The organism is Parabacteroides johnsonii DSM 18315, from assembly GCF_025151045.1.
Taxonomy (GTDB): Bacteria; Bacteroidota; Bacteroidia; order Bacteroidales; family Tannerellaceae; genus Parabacteroides; species Parabacteroides johnsonii.
The window spans coordinates 814,457-835,537 of sequence record NZ_CP102285.1 but is presented as its reverse complement, the minus strand read 5'-3'; the positions used below and the strand labels follow the sequence as shown (position 1 = coordinate 835,537).

At 43.0% G+C, this 21,081-nt stretch carries 12 protein-coding genes; 2 read left to right on the top strand and 10 right to left on the bottom strand.

The annotated features are described in order from the left end of the window. Positions 1-123: 123 nt before the first annotated feature. The 8 genes from NQ564_RS03610 to NQ564_RS03575 all read right to left on the bottom strand — a co-directional run bounded on the left by NQ564_RS03610 (position 124) and on the right by NQ564_RS03575 (position 18,532). Entirely contained in the window at positions 124-3,579 is a 3,456-nt protein-coding gene (locus NQ564_RS03610; protein WP_129649777.1) for a DUF1080 domain-containing protein, read from the bottom strand. A gap of 46 nt (positions 3,580-3,625) precedes the next feature. Continuing rightward, complete coding sequence (locus NQ564_RS03605) at positions 3,626-4,882, bottom strand: Gfo/Idh/MocA family oxidoreductase (RefSeq protein WP_008147476.1); 1,257 nt, start codon at positions 4,880-4,882, stop codon at positions 3,626-3,628. 69 nt (positions 4,883-4,951) lie between these two features. Further along, the gene (locus tag NQ564_RS03600) at positions 4,952-5,842 is read right to left on the bottom strand and encodes a sugar phosphate isomerase/epimerase family protein (RefSeq protein ID WP_008147475.1); all 891 of its coding nucleotides are present in this window, start codon (positions 5,840-5,842) and stop codon (positions 4,952-4,954) included. A gap of 270 nt (positions 5,843-6,112) precedes the next feature. Continuing rightward, a complete protein-coding gene (locus NQ564_RS03595) occupies positions 6,113-7,906 on the bottom strand; it encodes a RagB/SusD family nutrient uptake outer membrane protein (RefSeq protein WP_008147474.1) in 1,794 nt (597 codons plus the stop codon). Positions 7,907-7,924: 18 nt separating this feature from the next. Beyond that, the gene (locus NQ564_RS03590; RefSeq protein ID WP_008147473.1) at positions 7,925-11,452 is read right to left on the bottom strand and encodes a TonB-dependent receptor; all 3,528 of its coding nucleotides are present in this window, start codon (positions 11,450-11,452) and stop codon (positions 7,925-7,927) included. Positions 11,453-11,558: 106 nt separating this feature from the next. Further along, complete coding sequence (locus tag NQ564_RS03585) at positions 11,559-12,524, bottom strand: FecR family protein (RefSeq protein ID WP_008147472.1); 966 nt, start codon at positions 12,522-12,524, stop codon at positions 11,559-11,561. 161 nt (positions 12,525-12,685) lie between these two features. Beyond that, on the bottom strand, positions 12,686-16,618 hold the full coding sequence (locus NQ564_RS03580; RefSeq protein WP_129649775.1) for a hybrid sensor histidine kinase/response regulator transcription factor: 3,933 nt from the start codon (positions 16,616-16,618) through the stop codon (positions 12,686-12,688). A 648-nt stretch (positions 16,619-17,266) separates the two neighbouring features. Beyond that, positions 17,267-18,532 carry a histidine-type phosphatase gene (locus tag NQ564_RS03575; protein ID WP_008147468.1) on the bottom strand — a complete coding sequence of 422 codons (1,266 nt, stop codon included), beginning with the start codon at positions 18,530-18,532 and terminating at the stop codon, positions 17,267-17,269. Positions 18,533-18,847: 315 nt separating this feature from the next. On the opposite strand from NQ564_RS03575, the gene NQ564_RS03570 reads away from it, so the two are divergent. Continuing rightward, complete coding sequence (locus NQ564_RS03570) at positions 18,848-19,213, top strand: hypothetical protein (RefSeq protein ID WP_008147467.1); 366 nt, start codon at positions 18,848-18,850, stop codon at positions 19,211-19,213. A gap of 13 nt (positions 19,214-19,226) precedes the next feature. Then, on the top strand, positions 19,227-20,438 hold the full coding sequence (locus tag NQ564_RS03565) for an NAD(P)/FAD-dependent oxidoreductase (protein ID WP_021862610.1): 1,212 nt from the start codon (positions 19,227-19,229) through the stop codon (positions 20,436-20,438). Positions 20,439-20,497: 59 nt separating this feature from the next. Here the strand turns inward: NQ564_RS03565 and NQ564_RS03560 are convergent, their stop codons facing one another. After that, complete coding sequence (locus NQ564_RS03560; protein WP_021862609.1) at positions 20,498-20,689, bottom strand: hypothetical protein; 192 nt, start codon at positions 20,687-20,689, stop codon at positions 20,498-20,500. Between the two features lie 51 nt (positions 20,690-20,740). Beyond that, positions 20,741-21,013 (bottom strand): hypothetical protein, encoded by a 273-nt coding sequence (locus NQ564_RS03555; RefSeq protein WP_008147464.1) that lies wholly within the window; start codon positions 21,011-21,013, stop codon positions 20,741-20,743. Positions 21,014-21,081 lie beyond the last annotated feature (68 nt).

Genomic DNA, 21,081 nt, shown 5'->3' with positions numbered 1-21,081 from the left:
TTATTACTATCACACAAAAATCGCTATAATAAACCAGACCAACAAATTTTATTCTACATAAAAAAGTTGCAGTATAAGCTAATACAAGCCCATACTGCAACTTAACCTATACATACAAAAGTATTATTTCAACTCTTTAATACGAATATTACGGAACTTAACAGGAGAACCATGCCCCAAGAAACCGATATGTCCTTTCTTATTGAACAAACCCGGATGTTCATGGCCGTCAGCTGTACCGTTCTTAGTCGCTTCGCGAATGTTTCCTTCTAAGATCACCACGCCGTTGACTGTCACCTTGATGTTATCACCATCGGCCACGATCTCTTCATAGTTCCATTCGCCTACCGGTTTAAACACACCCTGATGATCTGCTTTTGCTGGAATGATACCATATACGGAACCGTGATGCTGCAAAGGAGTAATATCCTTATAAATCGGATGTTCGCAATCCAGAATCTGAATTTCCATACCATGATATGCGGCATCGACACCCATCGGGGTACGGATACCGACACCGTTGTTAGCGCCCGGCGTCAACTGGAATTCGAAACGATATATAAAGTTACCGTATTCAGCCTTCGTATATAAGTTACCTCCAAAACTCTTGCTCGGTATCATAGAGATGCAACCGTCTTCCAGGGTGTAGTCGACCGTATTGCCCGTCCATTCATGCATATTCGTACCGTCAAACAAAACCTTGAAACCTTCCTTCTCTTCTTCAGCCGAAAGTTTGAACGGTTCCTTTCGTTCCAGCTCTTTTACATAAATATTCCGATAATAGACCTTACTGCCATGAGCCTGCAATTCGATCTGTTCGGTCGGGAAGATCGGGAGTTTACGATCCCAATAGTTCTCCAGGATCACATCATCCACGACTTTCTCTCCGTTCAACACGACCGTCACACGGTCACCTATCATCTTGATATAAAAGCTATTCCATTCACCCAGCTTATTATCCGCCACTTTCGACGGCTTGCTTTCGTTCACCTGGTTGTTGTATAATCCACCGGAACCGACCTGTGCTCCTACATTGACACGTGAAGTATCCCAGATCTGTACTTGAGGCGTACCCCGCAAGTAGATACCAGCATCCGCCTCAGGACCGGCCGGATCGAGCATCCAGTCCACATACATTTCAAAGTCTCCGTATTGTTTTTCCGTGCACAGGTTGTCGTAACCGCTTCCATCAAATACCAACAGGCCATTTTCGACTTTCCAATCCCGACGCATATTTTCATCGGCTTTCGCCTGTTCTTTAGCCAACTGTGCCGGTTTCATTTTTGCACGGGCAATCGGGTTTTGCACCAAGCCTTTCCAGCCGGTCAGGTCCTTACCGTTGAACAAAGAAACGAATCCTTCGCCTTGCGGCATCTCGGCCAGATGTTTCTTGATCGCTTCCCTCTGATAGCCGGCATCCGGATTGTCAAGCACTTCCATCACCTTGTTCAACAGGGAACGGACATTCGCCCCCATATACTCCTTATTACCCAAAGCAATATTCATGACCGCATTGGCAGCAGCCTGTTGTACAGGTTTCTGATCCAGAAATTCCCCTGCATACAACATACCCAAGAAGGTTCCGGTATTTTCGATCTGCTGCAGAATTGCGATCTTTTGTGCATCCGTTTGAGCAATTTCCATTGCCTTACGCAAGCTCAACAAACGGTTTTCACCTGTAAATGCAGGATTGGAAACCAGTTTCACATAGGTAGTGAGAGCCGGGTCGAAATAATTGGAGGACAGGTTTTCCTTACAGATCGTATATAATTCGTCCGCCACTTCAATGCCTTTCCAGTTCAGCAGGGCTTCGAAGGCAGCATCCCGTTTGACACCCGTACTGGAACGGAACCCCTTCACGATCGTCGCCAACGCATCCGGTTGTCCGGTAGAAGACAACACCAGATAATACAAATAATCCTTATTGCCAGCCTGCAACATACGACGTGTCACCGTTTCGACTCTGTCGGCAGCCGGAAGAGAGGATAATGCCGAAATAACAGCCCGTTGCATAGGCGGAACAGCCAATGCATCAGCCATTTCCAACATTCCGCACATATTGGTTATATCCCGTTCTCCCACCACATCCTTCAAGGCTACATAAGCCGCAGCTTTCACTTCAGGAGAACCCGTCTGGATCTGATCCAGCACGGTGTTGATATTGGCAGTAGCCTTGCGCATGGCCAATAATTCCAATCCGGCTATTTTACCTGCATTGGCTGCAGAAGAGATGGCTTTCGCTACTGCCCCGTCGATATCTCCCGGGAAGGCGGCCAACGCATCCTGTCCCAGCAGAACAACCTGCTTGTCATCGTTCTTCAATAATTCAGCCAATGAAGGGATATAGGACTTATCGCCTATCTTCACTAATGTCCAGGTAGCAGCCTGCTTCACGCCAAAGTCTGCATCACCGAGCTGTTCCAACAGGATTTGCTTGGCAGGAAGATCAAAACGTATTTCCAGATTCTGGATAATATCGTGTTTGGACGGCTTCTTGGCCTCGCGTCCGATCCAGTTCAGGATATCTATTTTCAATTCCGGTTTGGCTTTCGGAACCATTTTCATCAGTTCGATATACAACTCCTTATCTGCAAAATCGGAAGCGTAGCTCAAAGCTGCGTTCCGGTAGTTCTTGCTCGGATCTTTCATGGAAGCGAGAACCATCTTGGATACTTTAGCCGGTTCCTCGGCTGCTAAAAGTATCTGCAAAGCAGCTTCCCGTGTTTGCTCCTGTCCGGCCTTAGCGGCTTCTTTCTGTAATTTTTTCGCTGCTTTCATCGCTGTAGCACGATCACTCTCCACCAATCGTTTCAGCAAAGCGATATAGGCTTCGTTGGCACCGGTTATTTCCATTGTGTAACCGGCATTCTCGGCCGCTTTCGCCAAAACCGGCAAAGAATTAGAACCTCCGACGCAACTCAAGGCATACAAGACCTCTTTCTGCATATTCGGATCGGCTGCTCCCTGCAACGCCAACAGGACTGTTTCCGCCTCTTTCACCTGGGCATCGGCGATCGCGCGGATCACATCCTTTTGTGTTTTAGGAGATCCGGAACGTCTCTTCAAAGCAGCAACCAGAGCTTGTCCGGCTTTTTCACTACCGTTGGCAGCCAATGCACGGGCGGCAGGGCCGCTCAGCGACTCGTCATTCAGATAAGAAGCCAATGTTTCTATACATTCATCTTTTCCCAACATCTGAAGCTGACGGATAATAAACGCTTTTGTTTCACGCTCGTTCACCATTTCCAAAGCCTTCAGATAAGCATTTGCAGTCACTAACCGGGCATTCTCCTCCCCTTTCGCCATGACGTAATGCGTCAGGCCGCTCAAGGCGTAATCGACATTCGCGTTGCTGCCTTTACCCGGAGCATTTATCATGTTTACCAGCATCAGGACACCTTCTTCGCCGGTAGAGCTCAAATCACCTATCAGTTTATTATATGCCGTTTGTTTTGCCGCAGGCATCTGGGCCAATACATCGGCAGCGGTCGTTTTGGCCGTACGGCCCTCCGGAGTCTGCGCCATCAGCATGCTTCCGCAAAGCAACAGGGCAGCTATTGAAATATATGCTTTTCTCATATTACTCTCTATTGTATGTAATTGTCAATTATCAATTGTCAATTAATTAAATGTTCCAAGGCGCTCTCATCGGCTGGTCCAGCAGACGATTCGCAGCCTCGTCGTCAATAAATTCAAGTTTCACAGGATCAAAATTCAGCGTCCGGTTCAAACGCAAAGCCACTGCTCCCATATTGACAATAGTAGCCGAACGGAAACCATTCTTTTCGTTCAGGGCGAAAGGCTGACGTGTCTTCACACATTCGATAAAGTCCGTAACCTGTGGTTCCGGTTCGGGGAAATCGGCAAGCTTCTTTTCCCAATCGGGAATATCGCATACAAAATTCTTATAAACATTACCTTTCGGTCCGGCAATATACGGCGTATTCGGATCACCGAAATCTCCCCCCCAAAGGACAATCTGGCAACCATCGTCATACGTGTAGGTGATAGAACGCCAAGTACCGACAGCATCCGGATGTTGTTGCGGAGCATCAACTTCCACTTTAACAGGGCTGGTATCGTCTTTACCTAATATATATTGTACGGGATCGATATAATGCTGCCCCATATCTCCAAGTCCACCACCGTCATAATCCCAGTATCCACGGAAAGTCTGGTGTACGCGATGCGGGTTATAAGGCTTATAAGGAGCCGGACCCAACCACATATCGTAATCCAACTCTGCCGGAACCGATTGCGGTTCGAGATATTCTTTTCCCACCCAGAAGAATTTCCAGTTGAAACCGGTATGCGCACTGATCGTCACCTTCAACGGCCATCCCAACAATCCGCTTTGTACCAGTTTCTTCAACGGCTTGACAGGAGTGCCCAGTCCGTAGAACTGATCTGTAAAACGAAACCATGTATTCAGGCGGAACATACGTCCGTATTGCTGTACGGCTTCCATCACACGCTTTCCTTCACCGATCGTACGGGTCATCGGCTTTTCGCACCAGATGTCTTTTCCGGCTTTAGCGGCCTCGACAGACATAATACCATGCCAATGAGGCGGGGTAGCGATATGCACGATATCGACATTCGGGTCCAGAATCAAATCGCGGAAATCATGATAAGCGGCTATTTTTTCCTTCACTAAGTTCTTACCCAGCTCAAGATGCTTCTTGTCGACATCGCACACGGCAACCAAGCGCGTACCGGCATAGTTCACATGGCCTCTACCCATACCACCGGTACCGATGATGCCCTTCGTCAATTGATCACTCGGAGCGATATACCCGTTCCCCAGCACATTACGCGGAACGATCGAAAAGAGCGCAACCCCTCCAAGAGTTTTCAGAAAACCTCTTCTGCTTGTTCTCATAGTAAAATAATAATTTATATAGATTAGCAACCAATTATTTAAAAATATAAATAATATCTGACAAATATACTAATTATCTAATAATCCTTGCAGATATTCACGTGTTTTTATCACATAATCATGTCTTGCACCGTTCAATTCACATTCAATAGTCAATGCTCCCTGAAATCCTTGCTTCTTTAGTTCAGCTATGACAGCCGGGAAATTCACCTCTCCGGTAGGAATGGGCACTTCCGCTCCCAATTCATACGGATTGTTCGGGTCCGGATATTTGCCGTCTTTAGCATGGAATTCCTTGATTAGGCTGCCAAACTGTTTCACGGCATCCAGAGAATTCGCTTTCCCGTACATCAATAAATTAGCCAGATCGCAATTGACAAACACATTGCCCGTTGCGATGTCTTTAATGGCACGGATCAAAGTCGTCGGCGTTTCCTGTCCGGTCTCGAAATAGATCATCACACCACGCTGTTTGGCATAATTCGCCAAGTCTTGCATGACCTTGATAAAGTCCTTATATTGTTCAGAAGAGGGATCTTCGGGTATAAAGCCGAAATGAGAGTGCATGGCAGGAATCTCAGCCATCTGGCAAAAGTCGATCATATCCTGATACATAGCGACTTTTTCAGCCCGTTCCTCGGTCGGTACCAACCCGATCGTTGCCGGTCCTTGGCGGAAATTCCAAACACAATGGCTTCCGGGTACTCCGACAACCGTTGTCACTTTTATATTATGTTTCTTGGATGCAGCTTTTACTTTTTCCGCAAAATCTTTCGTGTACACTTTCTTTTGATAACTGAGTTCGCAGGAGCCGAATCCCTGATCATGCAATTCTTTGAAACTCTTGTCAATATCGCTCAAGTCATACTGGATCACACCGATCGTTATCTTATCCTGGGCTTTCATCTCGGAAAACACAAATAATAAAGAAAGAAGCAATAAAGAAATCTTTGTTTTCATAATCTGATATTCATTTTAATTATCCAACATTCGTTATTCTGTGCAAAAAGTTTCAAGCCAAAAAAATCCTGAAACTTTTGTTTCAGATTTTTCTTTTCGGTGAAAATTTATTTTCACTTGCGGGAAAATTTATTTTCACTGAGTAGAAACATTTGTTTCTATCTGCGAAACAAACTACACTCACCTTAAAAAAGAAAGAGGAACGGACCCAAGGGATCTATATCGTTTGGCCTTCCTCTTTCCTTTCACAAGATGAACAAAAGTAACAATTTATTCCATTGTCGGATTAAAAGTTCCGCCCCAATTGTTGTTTTGTTCGAGATTCGGATTTTCATCAAGATTGACTTTCTGGATCGGGAAGAAATAGAATGATTCTTCAATTACAAATTCTCTTTCCGCCGCTTCCGTGTAAGGGACTTGATGAACCACGTAACGAAAATCACCGGTAGTCAACTCATTGTTATTGATTTTGGTTCTGGCTGTATTCAAATCCATATCCGTACCATCCGGATTAATAGCGATCGCTTCAAGTCCATGCTTAGTCCAACCTGCCAACTTCATCATGTTACGCGTACGGCGCAAGTCCCAAAAACGGTGGCCTTCGAAACACAGTTCGATGTTGCGTTCATCCAAAATAGCCTGACGGATCTCTTCACGATTTCCGACTTTCAATCCGTAAAGTCCATCGTTCCCAACCTCGATTCCGGCACGTTGGCGAATCTGCTTCAACATTTCGACAGCGGCTTCCGAATGTCCGGTCTCATTAGCTGCTTCAGCATAGATAAACATCACTTCGGCAAAACGCATCAGGATGTAATCGATGTCATATGTCATCACCTTATCTTGAGTTAATGACAAATCGGCCGCTTTATAAATATAAAAGCCGGAGAAAATGTCATTATTCACAGCATTCGTATGCGCATTCGGATTTACACCGTACTGATCATCCGGACTACTGACTCCCAGCGCATTATATTGCCTGTAGTCTGCATGTTTTCCGGCCACCGGATATTCCCGGCCATTATATAAACAGACATTATTGAAGCGAGGATCACGATTCTGCCAGAAAGATTTCAGCAAAGCCTGTTCATCAGCAACATAATATTTGCCGCTCGGATCATCATACCGTTTTCCATCCAACATAGGAAAGCTTTTTACAAACTCCCAGGTCGGATTACTGTAAGATTTGTCACGGCTAACGGAAGCCGGGCGGGTCGTGTACTCCCAAGCTGAAGTTTTATTTGGATTCGAGTTTACCACCGGGAAAACGACTTCCGGCCCTTGTTCCTGTATCCAAATATCCGCATAATCCGGAGTCAAAGCTATACCTTTGGCCACACAAAAATCATACGCTTCTTTTGCTGCCACATAGGCTTCTTCCCAATAAGCATTGCCGTATGGATTACTCGGATTGAACTGCGGAGAAGCTTTCAACAAGAGCGTTTTAGCTTTCCATGCTTTGGCAAAACACTGGTCGATACGTCCGTAATCAGCTGAACTTCCAGCGATCTTCTCCGGCAACAATGTGATGGCATGATCCAAATCTTCAATCATAAATTGGAAACACTCCGGAGTAGAATTACGTTTTACATATAAATCATCCGTATCTTTGTCTTGCGGAACCTTTATATACGGGACACCGCCATGATGCAAAACCATCCAATAGTACATATAGGCACGCATGAAATAAGCCTGCCCCAACAAACTATTGGCGGTTTCACTATCCAGCAATCCTTCTTCCAAACGTTTTATCGCTTCGTTGATATGACGGATTTTCGTATATTCCCACTTTTTATAAGCGCTGCCGGTTTCCGTGATAGTCCCTAAATACCAAGGCATACCAGTCACTTGCTCCGAATTACCGTCAGCACTTGCCTCCCAATTGCCAAAACATTCCGAATAAAGATTGTTGACATAAGCCGTTGCCAGGTTGGCATCATGCCAGACCATCGACTCGTCGTAGCTGTTCAAATTCTCGATATCCAACGTATCGCAACTGGTTGTCATTCCTCCCAATACGAAGGCTGCACTTATTACGGCATATTTGATTTTTTTCATTTTCATATTCTTCCTGATTTAAAATTAGAATGAGAAATTAAGACCGAAAGAGAATGTCCGCATCAACGGATAGGAATCATAATACTTCTGCTCCGGATCCAAAAATTCTGTTACATCTGAAATGCAGAACAAGTTAGTCGCATTAGCAAATACCTGTGCATACGTGATACCTAATGGCCGAAGGATACTCTTCGGCAAATCATAACCGATATTCAAATTCTTCAAACGAAGATAAGCGCCGTTACGCATCCAAAAACTGGTATTTCCTGCTCCTGATTCATACCAGCTGTTACCTACGATACGCGGGTAAACACCATTCGGATTCAACTCAGGGTCGTACACTTTATCACTCGTCCAAATCGGAAAATAAGGACGGACAGCACCACCATGCTGATAGAAACCGCCATCAACACCACCAACAAAACGATCATACTTGCCAACACCTTGGAAATGCACATCTATCGTAATACCTTTCCATTTAATATTCCCTCCAAAACCATAATTGATTCGTGGCGTACCGTTTTCACTCAACAAATTATATGCATCATTGCCATCGATACGCCCATCGGGACCTTCTGTATACCCGTCACCACGTGTATCCTTATACAGAATACCACCCAGATACGGATCACGTCCATATTGTTTGAAACCTTGAGCTTTCAATGCTTCAACTTCAGCTGGATCCGTCAATAAATGATCCGCAATCAGACCGGTCAATATACCGTCAGCCTTACCTAACGGCGACAGGGCATACAAATTTCCTCCTTCCTGATAAGTAGCCGAAACATCCAAGACATCCCAACGGTCACGAGCAAAACCCAAGTTTACATAAGCCGAATAATCAATCGCTCCGTTGGCCGCCTTGTCCATCCAAGTCAAAGCCAACTCACCTCCTCGCCAAGAACGCTCGGCATAGTTTTCAGGAGCCAACGCCTGGCCATACGTGCTCGGAAGCGTCACCGTACGCGGGCCAAGGATATCCACCTCTTTCCGGTAGAAAACATCCAACGTTCCGGACAACCGATTGTTGAAGAAACCGAAATCCAGCCCTCCGTTATAAGTGGTGGAAGTCGCCCAAGTCAGTGTCGGATTAGGAGTATCGCCAGCCACGATCGTATTGGCCAGATTGCTGCCAAAAACATACGTTCCACCCGTATTGTACTTCTGCAAATAAGAAAAAGCCGTAATCTTGTCGATCGGGTCCTTACTTAGATCCAAGTCATTACCGGTCGTACCATACGAAGCACGCAACTTCAAGTTACTCAGCCAGTCGGTCGTGTTTTCCATAAACGATTCTTCGCTCAGACGCCATGCTGCCGAAACAGAAGGGAAAAATCCCCAACGATGTCCATCTGGAAACAACGTATTGCCATCATAACGGAAAGAAAACTCGGCTATATACTTCTGATCGAACGTATAGTTAAAACGACCGATCCAAGAAAGACGTCCACCGGTATATTCTTCTGCGTCGCCCCAACGACGTTCGGCATCTTTCGAATAATTGAACATCTGGTCCAAGTTGGCCATCGGTTGTTCTCCTTTGGCCTGTATCCATTCGCCCCCGTTAGCAGCCTGTTCGAATACAACCATTGCATTGACATCATGTTTGCCGAACGTATTGGCATAGTTCACAAACCAGTTGAATTGTTCAGTCCACAACTGTTTAGCCCGGTAATCCAAGTTCTCATAATTCTGGGAGAAATTGAACGTGTTGTATTCATTCAAGTTCAGAGGGGCCGGCAAGAAACGATTGCCTTCAGGATCTGCCTGCTGGAATTTGTAGTTCTTTTGGAAAGTCATGAAACGTTTCCGGTTATAGTCATGCCCAATATAGCTGCCCATAATCTTCGTGCTCAAACCTTTCGTAATGAAATCCAAGTTGAAATCGAACGAAACGATCCCATTCATATTGCGCCGACGAGTCTTCAGATAACGGTTGCCAACAACCTGGTCTACAGGATTCCATCCTTGCCATGAACCATAATCCTGATAAATCGGGTAATCAGTAATTGTGGCAGAAGGTGTCCCGTCCAAATTAGAATAGAACGGAGTTGTCTTCATCGCGTTGAACGTACAACGGTACAAATCATACACAGCCTGGTCGTCATCATCCGAGAACGGCCAATAGAAACGCTTGTCATTCGACTGATTCGCATCCAAATTGACATTCATTTTAATATATTTGCTCAACTCCACCGTTAAATTCGAACGCAAAGAAAATTTCTTATTTTCCAACGATACATAAGAACCTTCTTCTGCCAAGAAAGATCCCATAACATAATATTGAACTTTCTCGCTTCCGCCTGTCACACTCAAAGAATGTTTTGTGTTCCAAGGATTCTGCCAGATATAATCGTTTACATTATAATTGATGTTGTTGTCACGGAAGTAAGCATATTCCGCCTCTCCGTTCGGCTCTTTCGTGCCTTGGAAACGGGCTACTGCATTTTGGTAATCCAAATCATCGATGGCCGTCCATCTATCCGCAAACAGTTCTTGAGTCGGTTTGCTGAAAGCATAGGATCCCTGATAATTAAACACAGGTTTCTGATTTTTAACACCCCCTTTTGTCGTTACCAACACAACGCCATTACCGGCTGCCGATCCATAAATAGAAGCTGACGCAGCATCTTTCAGGAAGCTCATCTGATCGATTTCATACGGTTCCAAATTATCAAAAGCTTCTTTGTCGCGTATTACTCCATCGATAACAAACAGCGGATCGCCGAACCCGCCACGCATACGAATCTCAGAAGAAGCTCCCATCAGCCCGGAATTACCGGTAATAGTTGCTCCAGGAGCACGTCCGGCCAATGAATTGGACAAGTTAGTATTAGGAATGACCGACAGTTCTTCCGACTTCACATTCGAAATGGACCCTGTCATATTTACCTTTTTCTGCACACCGTATCCAACCACAACAACTTCATCCAATTTCTGTGTATCTTCATGTAAGGTGATTTGGAACGTAGTTTTATCTTTCGTCACTAATATTTCCTGGTCCAAATATCCGATATAAGAGACGAGCAAAGTAGCTCCATCCGGAATTCCTTCCAATGTAAATTCCCCGTCTATATTCGTTATCGTACCGACTCCTGCCCCACCTTTCAGTACAATATTCGCGCCAATAACCGGTAAACCGGTATCGTCGACGATAATACCCGAGATTTTTTTCTTCTGCTGTTGGATTGCCGTCACAATAGGTTCAGAATGGGCATTTCTTTTAGAAGTATCATCCTTCAAGAATACACGGTTATTTACAATCTTATAAGAGATACCTGTATTCTTAAATACCTCTTGCAGAACATTTTCGATATGTTCATTTTTAAGATTAACAAAAACTTTGGAGATTTTCTTATTTAATAATGTTTCATCATAAGAAAATTCATACCCGGTTTGTTCACTAATACTTCGTATGACGGTACCGACTGTCGTCTGATTTAAAGCCAGTTCCAGATTCACATACAAAGAATGCGCAACGTTTGTCGCCATAGCGGGCGATGCGGCTGACAAAAACATTGCTAATGTCGCAATTGAAGCATTTTTAATCATACATGTGATTCAATAATGTTAGTACTAAGTTTTAAGTTATAGTTTTTTTGTGTTGTGTGTGTTGCTTTTCTAAATCTGTCATTTCATCATAGGCATTCATTTTTTATTATTCATATATAAAGATTTCACTTCCTTCTATCCGATATTGGATCGAAGCCAAAAACTTCAGGAGTTTCAGTATGTCAGACAAGCTTTCGTCCTCGTTGATCACACACCGAAACTTGCGCTGGGCAAGCTTCGAGGATTCCAGATTTATATTTACATTAAATTTTACGGAGAGTTGGTTAACTATTTCCCTAAGCGTGACATTTTCGAAGACAAACTGGTTCAGTCGCCACGCCGTACATATATTCACATCCACAAATTCTGTGGCATATTCATTTTTATAGTTATTATATGTCACCTTTTCTCCCGGTGACATATCTAAAACGGCTTTCCATTGCTTATCGAATAAAGCAACTTTACCTCTTGCTAAAACAGTTTCTACGTTTTGGTGTTTCTCGTCTGTTTTTACATTGAAAGCGGTTCCTAGCACCTTAATATTCACATAATTCGTCGAAACATATAATGGAGATTGTGCATTCTTTGCAACGTCAAAGAATGCTTCTCCTTGCAAGGAGAGCTTTCGGCTATTTTCGGCAAAAGCCTCAGGAATCTTCAATGAAGCCCCCCCTTTTAACCAAACGGCCGATCCATCCGCAAGCATGATTTTTTTCACATCTTCCCCTTGTTTCACCGTAATCGTCACATAATTATCTGGTCTCAGATAATCCCATCCCACATAAGAAAAAGAAACCAATAGCAAAATTACGGCAGCATATCTCATCACGGAGTGAAATATTTGAAAACGTCTTCTACTATTGATTTTGGCATTCAACCCTTCCAATGCCTTTTCAATATGCTCAGACGTATTATATTGAGTAAACTTCCCCGAAATGCGAAGTTCCACCAATTTTGAAAAAACATATTCATTATCAATTGATAAAACACGCCACTCTTGCACTTTTCCCATCTCTTCGGGAGAAAGCGTATCGATCAAGTATTTCGCTAAAAGTCTATAATCAAAATCCATTTTTTTCCTTTTACCTATGCTAAACGAACAACTCGGGAAAAATACTGAGATAAATCTATTTTTTTATCTTTTCAAGAGTAATTTAGGACGATCATATCAAAATTAAAAATCATAAGCGACAGAAACTTTCAACACAACTTTTATTATCTCACGACAGCCACCTAATTTTTACGACGATATTCAGTCGGAGTCATCCCATAGTTTTGTTTAAAGGCAGTACTAAAATAACGGGCGCTGGAAAAACCTGTACGATCCGCCACATCCTGAATGCTCATGTCCTTATAGGATGAAAGCAAACGAGCAGCTTCGACCATACGGAATCTGATCACATAATCGCCGATTGAAATATCCGACAAATGGCTGAATTTACTGTAAAGTGTCGTACGGCTCATCGCCATACCAGAAGCAATAAAAGCTACGTTCAGATCCGGATTGGTCAGATTTTCATGAATCAATAGATTCAATTTCTGCATGAATTGTTCATCCGCATTGCTGACTGCATCATCCTTGGGAGAGAACAGGCAACCGGACTCCCGATAACGTGCCCGAAGTTGATCACGCAGCCTCAACACATTCCGCAAAATTACCATCAAAGAATCCACATCAAATGGCTTTGCCAAATATATATCCGCTCCCGACTTGTATCCCTCGACCGAACTTGCCGGGTCAGCTTTAGCAGTCAATAGTACTACCGGAATATGACTGACCTTCAAATTGTTTTTAACCCGCCGACACAACTCGTAACCGTCCATCCGGGGCATCATAACATCACTGACTATGATATCCGGCTGAGATTGCCCCAAAAACTCCCATGCCTCCTCACCGTCTCCAGCCACATAAACATCCTTGAACTCCGCCTGCAAGACACTAAACAAATAGCTACGCAATTCTGGTTCATCTTCGACCACCAATGCCGTGTATTTAGCAAACAAGAAATCGGCTTGTACCACCTGGGGATTCATTTCTTTGGCATCAGCATTCTTCATTTCCGAACAAACGACACTGTCCGGTTCTTCAAATACAGACGCCTGCACTAACGGCAAATCAAAATAAAAAGTCGCACCTCTGTCTTCATTACTGTAAGCACCGATGCTTCCGCCATGCAGTTCCACCAGCTTACGGGCATATGCTAAACCGATCCCACTTCCTTTACGGTTATGGTCACCTTGGTAAAAGCGAGAAAAAAGACGATCCATATCCACATGAGCCAGCCCAATCCCCTGGTCGGCAAGAGAAATGCGCAGGCTCGTTTCCATACGTTCCGTACCAATGACCAGCGAAGTATTCGGCTCACTGAACTTCATCGCATTTATCAACAAATTGGACAACACGACACGACATTTGGCTGCATCAAAAGGGACTTTTTCCACCGAAGTATCCAACTTGTATTCCAATCGAATACTACGAGCCTCAAATTCTTGTGCAAAATCATGCGTTACCGTTCGTATCCAATCAGCGACATTGTAAAAACGAACATTCATAACATCGCCGTTCGTATCTGATCTTTGTGCGTCTAGCACCATATCAACAATTTCACGTATCCGACAAGTTTGCAACAACAAACCATCCAATTGCCTGGAAACATCATCATCCATCACTTTTCCGGATTTCAACAAACGTTTGAGCGGGGCGTATATCAAAGTCAACGGCGTACGAAGCTCATGGCTGATATTGACCATAAAACGGACCTTCTCTTCATAAAATTTACGTTCATGCTCTTTCATTTCCCAAGCGAGTTCCTGCTCTTTACGCTTCATAATCGATCGGATTACCCATGAGGTCATCGTCATCACCATCAAAAACAAAACTATCCAAAACCAGGCACGCTGCCATAAAGGAGGGATTACATCAACTGTCAGCAATTTCAAAGGTGCACTCCAATCACCATTCCGTTTGCTATATGAAACCCATAATTCGTAGTTACCGGGAGAAAGAGCCGGAAAAACAAAGGCATGACTAGATGTCTCCTGCAAATCCTCACGGCCTCCTTTGATATAAAAACGAAACAATTTCTTCCGCATCAAATCCTTCTCTTTAACAATGACACTCAATCCTAAAGATGAATAATCCCAAGGAACGGAAATAGCTTGCTTGTCAAATAGACCGTCCGGATGGACAAAAGAACCGTCCAAGGCTAAGTTGATCAAGCTGACGGAAAAGTCCTCTTCGTCTTGAAATTTCTGATCTGGCCGTATTCGCACCACTCCCTCTACTCCTGCCATATAAATGTCACCGAGGGCGGATTCCAACGCAGGCTGCGGCAAGAATTCGTGTGTAAAAACTCCATCAGACTCTCCAAAAACAACGATACGTTTCTCTTGAGGGACATATGCATACAATCCTTCATGCGTACTAATCCACAATTGCTCGCTGTTATCGAAAGCAAGAGACATAACTCCGACAAAACGCTTTGTATCAATCGTATCTATTTTTTGCAGAGTACGATCATAGGCATACAAACCGGAAGTCGTGCCCAACCAGAAACGTTTGTCCTTACCTTGCTTTATTGACGTTATCGTGCCAATTTCCTCACCGGGCAAAAAAACCGGACGTAACTCTTCGCTCGGAAAATCCAGAACGTAAAGTCCGGCAGATGTACCGATATAGCACGAGTCGCCCACGACGAAACGAGGAGCCTGAAAATTCGGCAACATGTTTTCATGCAAAGGTTCAAATTGACATTTCCGATGGTCATACACAAACAAATAATTATCGGTCAAAAGACAAAAACGATCATCATCCACACGATACAGGCGAATCGCATTTCCACACAGAAAAAGATCGTTCCGGACGTCTCCCCAATTCAACGGGAACTCCCTGCATTCACCTGTATTCTTGTTAAAACGACAAAGTCCGACTCCAAACAAAGACAACAACAACTCCGAATCGTTATAAGGCATAATGGAGACGATCTTCATCTCCTTCGTCTGTCGATATCCCTGAAACGTCTCTTTTTCAGGATCAAACAAATTCATTCCGCCGCCGTCTGTACCCATCCATATTTTACCGTCACGATCTTCATACATAGACGCAACTGATTGGAAACTCAAGCCGTAAGTAGCTCCAGGAGGAGCATCCCGATAAGTAGTCATGTAGACAGGCTTAATACCAATTAAACCACCTAAAATACTACCGGCCCAAATATTTCCTTCATCGTCGATATACAGGCTGGCAAAAGAGTTCACCGGAAGAGAATGACGATCGCCCGGAAGGTGCATGATCCCTTTCACGGACTTGGTGGCATAGTTATAAATATTGATGCCTCCTCCGTCGGTCGCCAACCAAAGTTCACCATCCTTTTCCCGCATATCCTGCACGACATTATGCGTCAAGCGCTCCGGTGTTTTCAGGTGCTCAATCAACCGTCCTTCGCGGTCGTAGCAATAAACACCTTTATTATAGACCGACACCCAAGTCCTTCCGTGTGAATCCAGAAATAGGGCTGGTATATTCTTTTCCTGGGTAAACGACACTCGCTCCATAGTCCCCGTCTTCGGGTAATACCACCAAATGCCGTTTCCGCGGAAAGACAGAATGATCTTTCCATCTTTTTCGTCATACCAATAAGCGTGGTTGGGCACAGAGACAGGCATGGTATTCTTCAACTCGCACTTACCAATTTTCTTTTCCACATAAGAATAATAATACACACCTTTCATACCAAAAAAATAGACTCCGTCCGACATAAGGAGACAGCAAGTCGCCACTACCGGTTCTCCATCCAACTCCTGACAAGCAAATTTGCGGGTATTACGGTCGAAAATAGCCAGTCCACGACTAGTTCCTACCCAAATATTCCGAGCCGCATCTTCTTCCAAGAAAACGACATCATTATAAGGAAGAGAATACGGATTATCTTTATCTTCTTGGTAAACCGTGATCTTTTCCCTGTCGAAACGGTTCAAACCAAACCGAGTCCCAATCCACAAAACCCCTCTTTCATCTACCAATACACATTTCACAGAAGATTGTGATAAGCCTTCCTCTAATGAAATTTGTTTAAAATAATACTTGGGAACTGCCTGAAGATTCCCTGTTAAGAATATAAAAAATAATATTAGATATAATTGTATATACCTCCCAAACACTTGCATAATTATATATCACCCTTTGGCCTGCAAAAATACAAAATCATCCGAAATACAAGCTTTAAAGAATAAAAAAACAATTTTTGATTTTTCTCGAATGGTATCGAACACAGAAAATACACCCAAAATCATAGATTTGTAACAAACAAAAATTAAACAAAAAATGTATCTTTCATACCATACAGACGTTGCGTTTTCTGCTTCCTCCGGCAATAAAAGTATTACCCCGGTAAAAGATATCAGATGGAGTGTCTCTGGAATGACTATTCTGAACGGCCCCCAGTACCGCAATCGGTCGGTGATACTATATACACCTTTACATCTCATTCCCAATGATAATCTCAAAGAATTGATGATTGTATGGCCATGTTAAAAATAAACAGGCTTCATTTTATACAAGAGCTTTACCACATCATCCCGAAATCACAGCAAATAACAGAGAACATGATCCTATATGCCCAAGCCAAGAAGGTCACAATTTCAAGCGGAATGATATGTCCAGAAGGTATTGCTTTCAATCTTCCTTTTCATGTCGAACAAATTATCCTAGAATCCAATATCCAAAATTTCGGTGAGGATAAAAGGCAAATATAGGAACATTTAGTACCTAGTTGTTGAAAAAAGCAGGCCGGACACTCCCGATATAAACAATCTCTAAGATCCCGATAAAAGCTCTTCTTTAGCCATCCGGATTCGCTGATTAAAAAAAATTTCGACTTCACTCCATAAATAATAAGGATAGCGAGGTGTTGTCAATGGAAGGGACACCTCTTTCTCGTTTAGCAGAAATTTCACCCATATTTCTCCCTTTTCATCATGACAAAAAATCCACTGTATATTAGCTGCCATCGGAGCAATCTCGTAATCCTTCCAATACACAGATACAGAATCAGGATCTGCAACACGTACGTCAGCATTTCGTATACCCATCAACGCCACAAAAGGTATGATTGTTTCTGCATGAGCAAAACGAAAATTTGCATGGTTATCCGACTTTGCATTTATCACCTCATCAGCAGTACGGATAAATTCAGAAAGCAAAGGCCACGCAATCGCTACTGGCAACATTCGACCAATCGGAGCGGAACTCTTGCTCATGTACTGCCGCAAGTTTTGAGTCTGCCAATAGCGGCTCCATTCATTCGAAGTAAAAGAACAGATCTCATTCAGAGAAAGTCCAGTATCAGGCAATATCGCAATAATTGAAAATAAATCCATCACAAAATCCCTATCTTCTTTCTCCGTTCCGCTTCTGAGGAAAAGTCGTTTCATAACAGTGGAAGTGGGTATCTTGATTTGAGAAAATTTCTCATAAACAGCAATCCAATCCCCTTTCTTCTTATAATTGACATAAGATTCATTCAGATCGAAAAAGCGAAGAATATCATCATATTCTCTTCCCTTGTTTCGCCTTATCTTCAATGACGGATTTTCTCTCAGCAAACAAGAGAGAAACGCGTCCATACTATTTATACAACGAGGCACATAAGTGGCTATCGCCTCCACCTCAGCCGAATCAGCAAATAAACAAGGATAATTTTTTGACATACGCCAAGCAATACCCTCTTGTTCTTTTTTGCCCAAAGAAGATAATTCACCCCATTTGCCCTTAAACTGCTCAGATACCTCTTGCATAAATAAAAGTAGATCCCAACCTTCTTTTGTCAACATTTTATGTTTTCCAGCTAATGACAGCCTTGTTATTACTTTATCCAACGCTTTCCCTGAAGTCGGAAATCGTGCACCGTGTCTTCCGAGATGGTTAATATAAAAAGGTACCATGCCATCCTGAACTAAATAAGATGAATTTTCCAGAGAAGGATACGGCATAGCCGTCCCTGCATATTGCTGTTCCTCTTGTCCTATTGATAAATGGGAATAAATAAACAAACAAAATATAAATATCGATATCTTTCTCATACCAAGATCATTTTATTTAGGTTATAACAAGAATATCCAAATGTCTGTTCATTCCGACGGGTTAGTAGTGGCATTTTGACAAACCCGTAAAATGACCTCATTCCACAAGACACATACAAAATATATAAACAATCGGCAACGAGATAGCAAGAAGATGATTATTCTTTTTTTTTATCTTTTTACCAAAGTCTGAAATAGTTCTCCAAAATATTCTTCAAAAATCTTAAGTACACCAACAAAAAAGTATCGAACTTCTATTTCTTATAAAAACAGTAGCCCGTTACGGGTTCATTTACTCATTAAATTCAAAATCGTATGGAAACAAAAAGTAAAAAAGCAAAAAGCTCCTTCCTTAATTTAGGAAGTAACATGGGAAAAAGTAAATTATTGCAAGGTGTCGTCACATTGGCCGGAATCGTTTTGTATCTTCTCGCACGCAAATCAAAAAATAAGATAAGACATACATTTTTATTGATTTTGGTTTGCACAATGGGAGTCGCTTCTTTTTCATGCGGTAACAAAAGCCAAAAGAAAGTCGATCTCAACAAAGCATTGGACAATGCCATTGAAAGAGTGGAAGATGAAGCTGACAAATTAGACAAGACTTGGGACGACACAAAAAAAGAGACCCGGAAGGAAGCAGAGAAAGTCAAACATGAAATAGAAAAGATTCAAAAATAAAGAAAATATAGCTATGGACTTACATTCAGGATTACCATACTGGATAATCAAAAATCCACTGTTCGATTACTACAATCCGCTGAAAAAGGATCTGGAAACAGATATAGTAATCATCGGTTCCGGTATAACCGGCGCCCTTATGGCTCACGAATTGTGCCGGACGGAACTGGAATGTTGCGTCGTGGATAAACGGAGTATCGCCACGGGCAGTTCCGCGGCCAGCACGGCACTCTTGCAATATGAAATTGACGTTCCGCTTTGCCGAATGGCTGAACAAATTGGTGAAAAAAATGCAGTAACTGCCTACCGGTCTTGCCTGCAATCCATCTCAGACATCGAAGCCGTTTTGAAAGAAACGGATATCGATGCAGACTTTGAGCGGTTACCGAGTATTTTCTATGCCAGCGACGAAAAAGGAGTAAAACTCATCGAACGTGAATATGAAATACGCAAACGCTATGAGCTTCCAGTAGAATTGTTAAACAAGGGAGAGCTTCATAAGCGATACAAAATGAGAACATACGCCGGAGCGTTACTAAATCGTCAGTCCGCACAGCTCGATGCCTACAAGGCGGCAACCCAACTCTTCCGGTATCATATAAAAAAAGATCATTTACAAATATTCACCTATACAAAAATCTCATCTTGTGAAGAAACGCCTCAAGGTTGCCGGCTCAAAACAAAGGATGACCGGACCATCCGATGTAAATATGTAATTGTCGCCGCTGGATTCGAAGCCGGGCAGTTCTTACCTGAGAAAGTAATGAAACTGACCTCGACTTACGCACTTATATCCCACCCTATTGACAATAAGGATCTATGGCCCGAACACAGTCTCATCTGGGAAACGGCAGAACCTTATATCTATGTTAGGACCAGTGGTAACCGAATCATCATCGGAGGAGAAGACGAAGATTTCAATAACCCTGAAGCAAGGGATGAACTACTCCGGGAAAAGACGGAAAAACTTGAAAAGAAATTCCATACCTTACTGCCCTCCGTCCCTTTCAAGGCAGAAATGATCTGGTGCGGAACCTTCAGTACGACAAAAGACGGACTCCCATTCATCGGAACATGGCCAGGGACGGAACGCATATTCTTTGATCTTGGGTACGGGGGCAACGGAATCACGTTCAGCATGATCGGAGCACAGATTATAAGCAACCTCTTACAAGGAAAAGAAGATGAGCGAAAAGATGTATTCGGTTTCGGACGGATATGCTAAATCTTGTAAAAGAAAACAGCCTTGTCCCTGCATTCGACGCAGGGACAGCCTCTCTCTAATTATTGGTTTAACCACACCGGAAATCTTCTCCTCCCGTAGAAATCATAAAAAAGTAATCCTATCCAACTGGTGAGGATAATCAATACACCAACGATCAACTTCCTTTTTTTAGGGGCATCAAGATTCCAAATTCTAAATGCGGGTTTCAAAGCCAAGACCAAGCCTATAAACCAAATTGCAAAACCAACCATATCCGCTTCGTATTTACTAGCATAAAACAATCTTTTATCTGTTGATCTAAATCAATCTTCCAACTTATACAATTCGAATTCATATTTATGCAGATAACTGCAATTTCCATCACAAACTTTTATATGTCGGGGGATCGTGTCAGAAGCCATCATACATCTGTTTCCGAACAAATAGGAACATCTAAGCCTGTATGCTTCAACAGCCAACGACTTTTCATATCCGCATCCTTCCTTATATGCATCGTGACAGATACGGTAAAGATGTTCATAATCCATTTGGACAGAATTCATCAATTCGTTTTTCAGAGTTTCTTCCCAATTCATAGTTATTTAAAATAGTTGTTTACAGAATCTTATTTTTAAAATAAACAACACGTATATAAAAATAGTTT

Excerpts from the sequence above, each read along its gene's own strand:
- NQ564_RS03605 (WP_008147476.1), bottom strand. The coding sequence starts at position 4,882 with ATGAGAACAAGCAGAAGAGGTTTTCTGAAAACTCTTGGAGGGGTTGCG.
- NQ564_RS03555 (WP_008147464.1), bottom strand. The coding sequence starts at position 21,013 with ATGAATTGGGAAGAAACTCTGAAAAACGAATTGATGAATTCTGTCCAA.
- NQ564_RS03585 (WP_008147472.1), bottom strand. The coding sequence starts at position 12,524 with ATGGATTTTGATTATAGACTTTTAGCGAAATACTTGATCGATACGCTT.
- NQ564_RS03580 (WP_129649775.1), bottom strand. The coding sequence starts at position 16,618 with ATGCAAGTGTTTGGGAGGTATATACAATTATATCTAATATTATTTTTT.
- NQ564_RS03570 (WP_008147467.1), top strand. The coding sequence starts at position 18,848 with ATGGAAACAAAAAGTAAAAAAGCAAAAAGCTCCTTCCTTAATTTAGGA.
- NQ564_RS03565 (WP_021862610.1), top strand. The coding sequence starts at position 19,227 with ATGGACTTACATTCAGGATTACCATACTGGATAATCAAAAATCCACTG.
- NQ564_RS03575 (WP_008147468.1), bottom strand. The coding sequence starts at position 18,532 with ATGAGAAAGATATCGATATTTATATTTTGTTTGTTTATTTATTCCCAT.
- NQ564_RS03600 (WP_008147475.1), bottom strand. The coding sequence starts at position 5,842 with ATGAAAACAAAGATTTCTTTATTGCTTCTTTCTTTATTATTTGTGTTT.
- NQ564_RS03590 (WP_008147473.1), bottom strand. The coding sequence starts at position 11,452 with ATGATTAAAAATGCTTCAATTGCGACATTAGCAATGTTTTTGTCAGCC.
- NQ564_RS03560 (WP_021862609.1), bottom strand. The coding sequence starts at position 20,689 with ATGGTTGGTTTTGCAATTTGGTTTATAGGCTTGGTCTTGGCTTTGAAA.
- NQ564_RS03595 (WP_008147474.1), bottom strand. The coding sequence starts at position 7,906 with ATGAAAATGAAAAAAATCAAATATGCCGTAATAAGTGCAGCCTTCGTA.
- NQ564_RS03610 (WP_129649777.1), bottom strand. The coding sequence starts at position 3,579 with ATGAGAAAAGCATATATTTCAATAGCTGCCCTGTTGCTTTGCGGAAGC.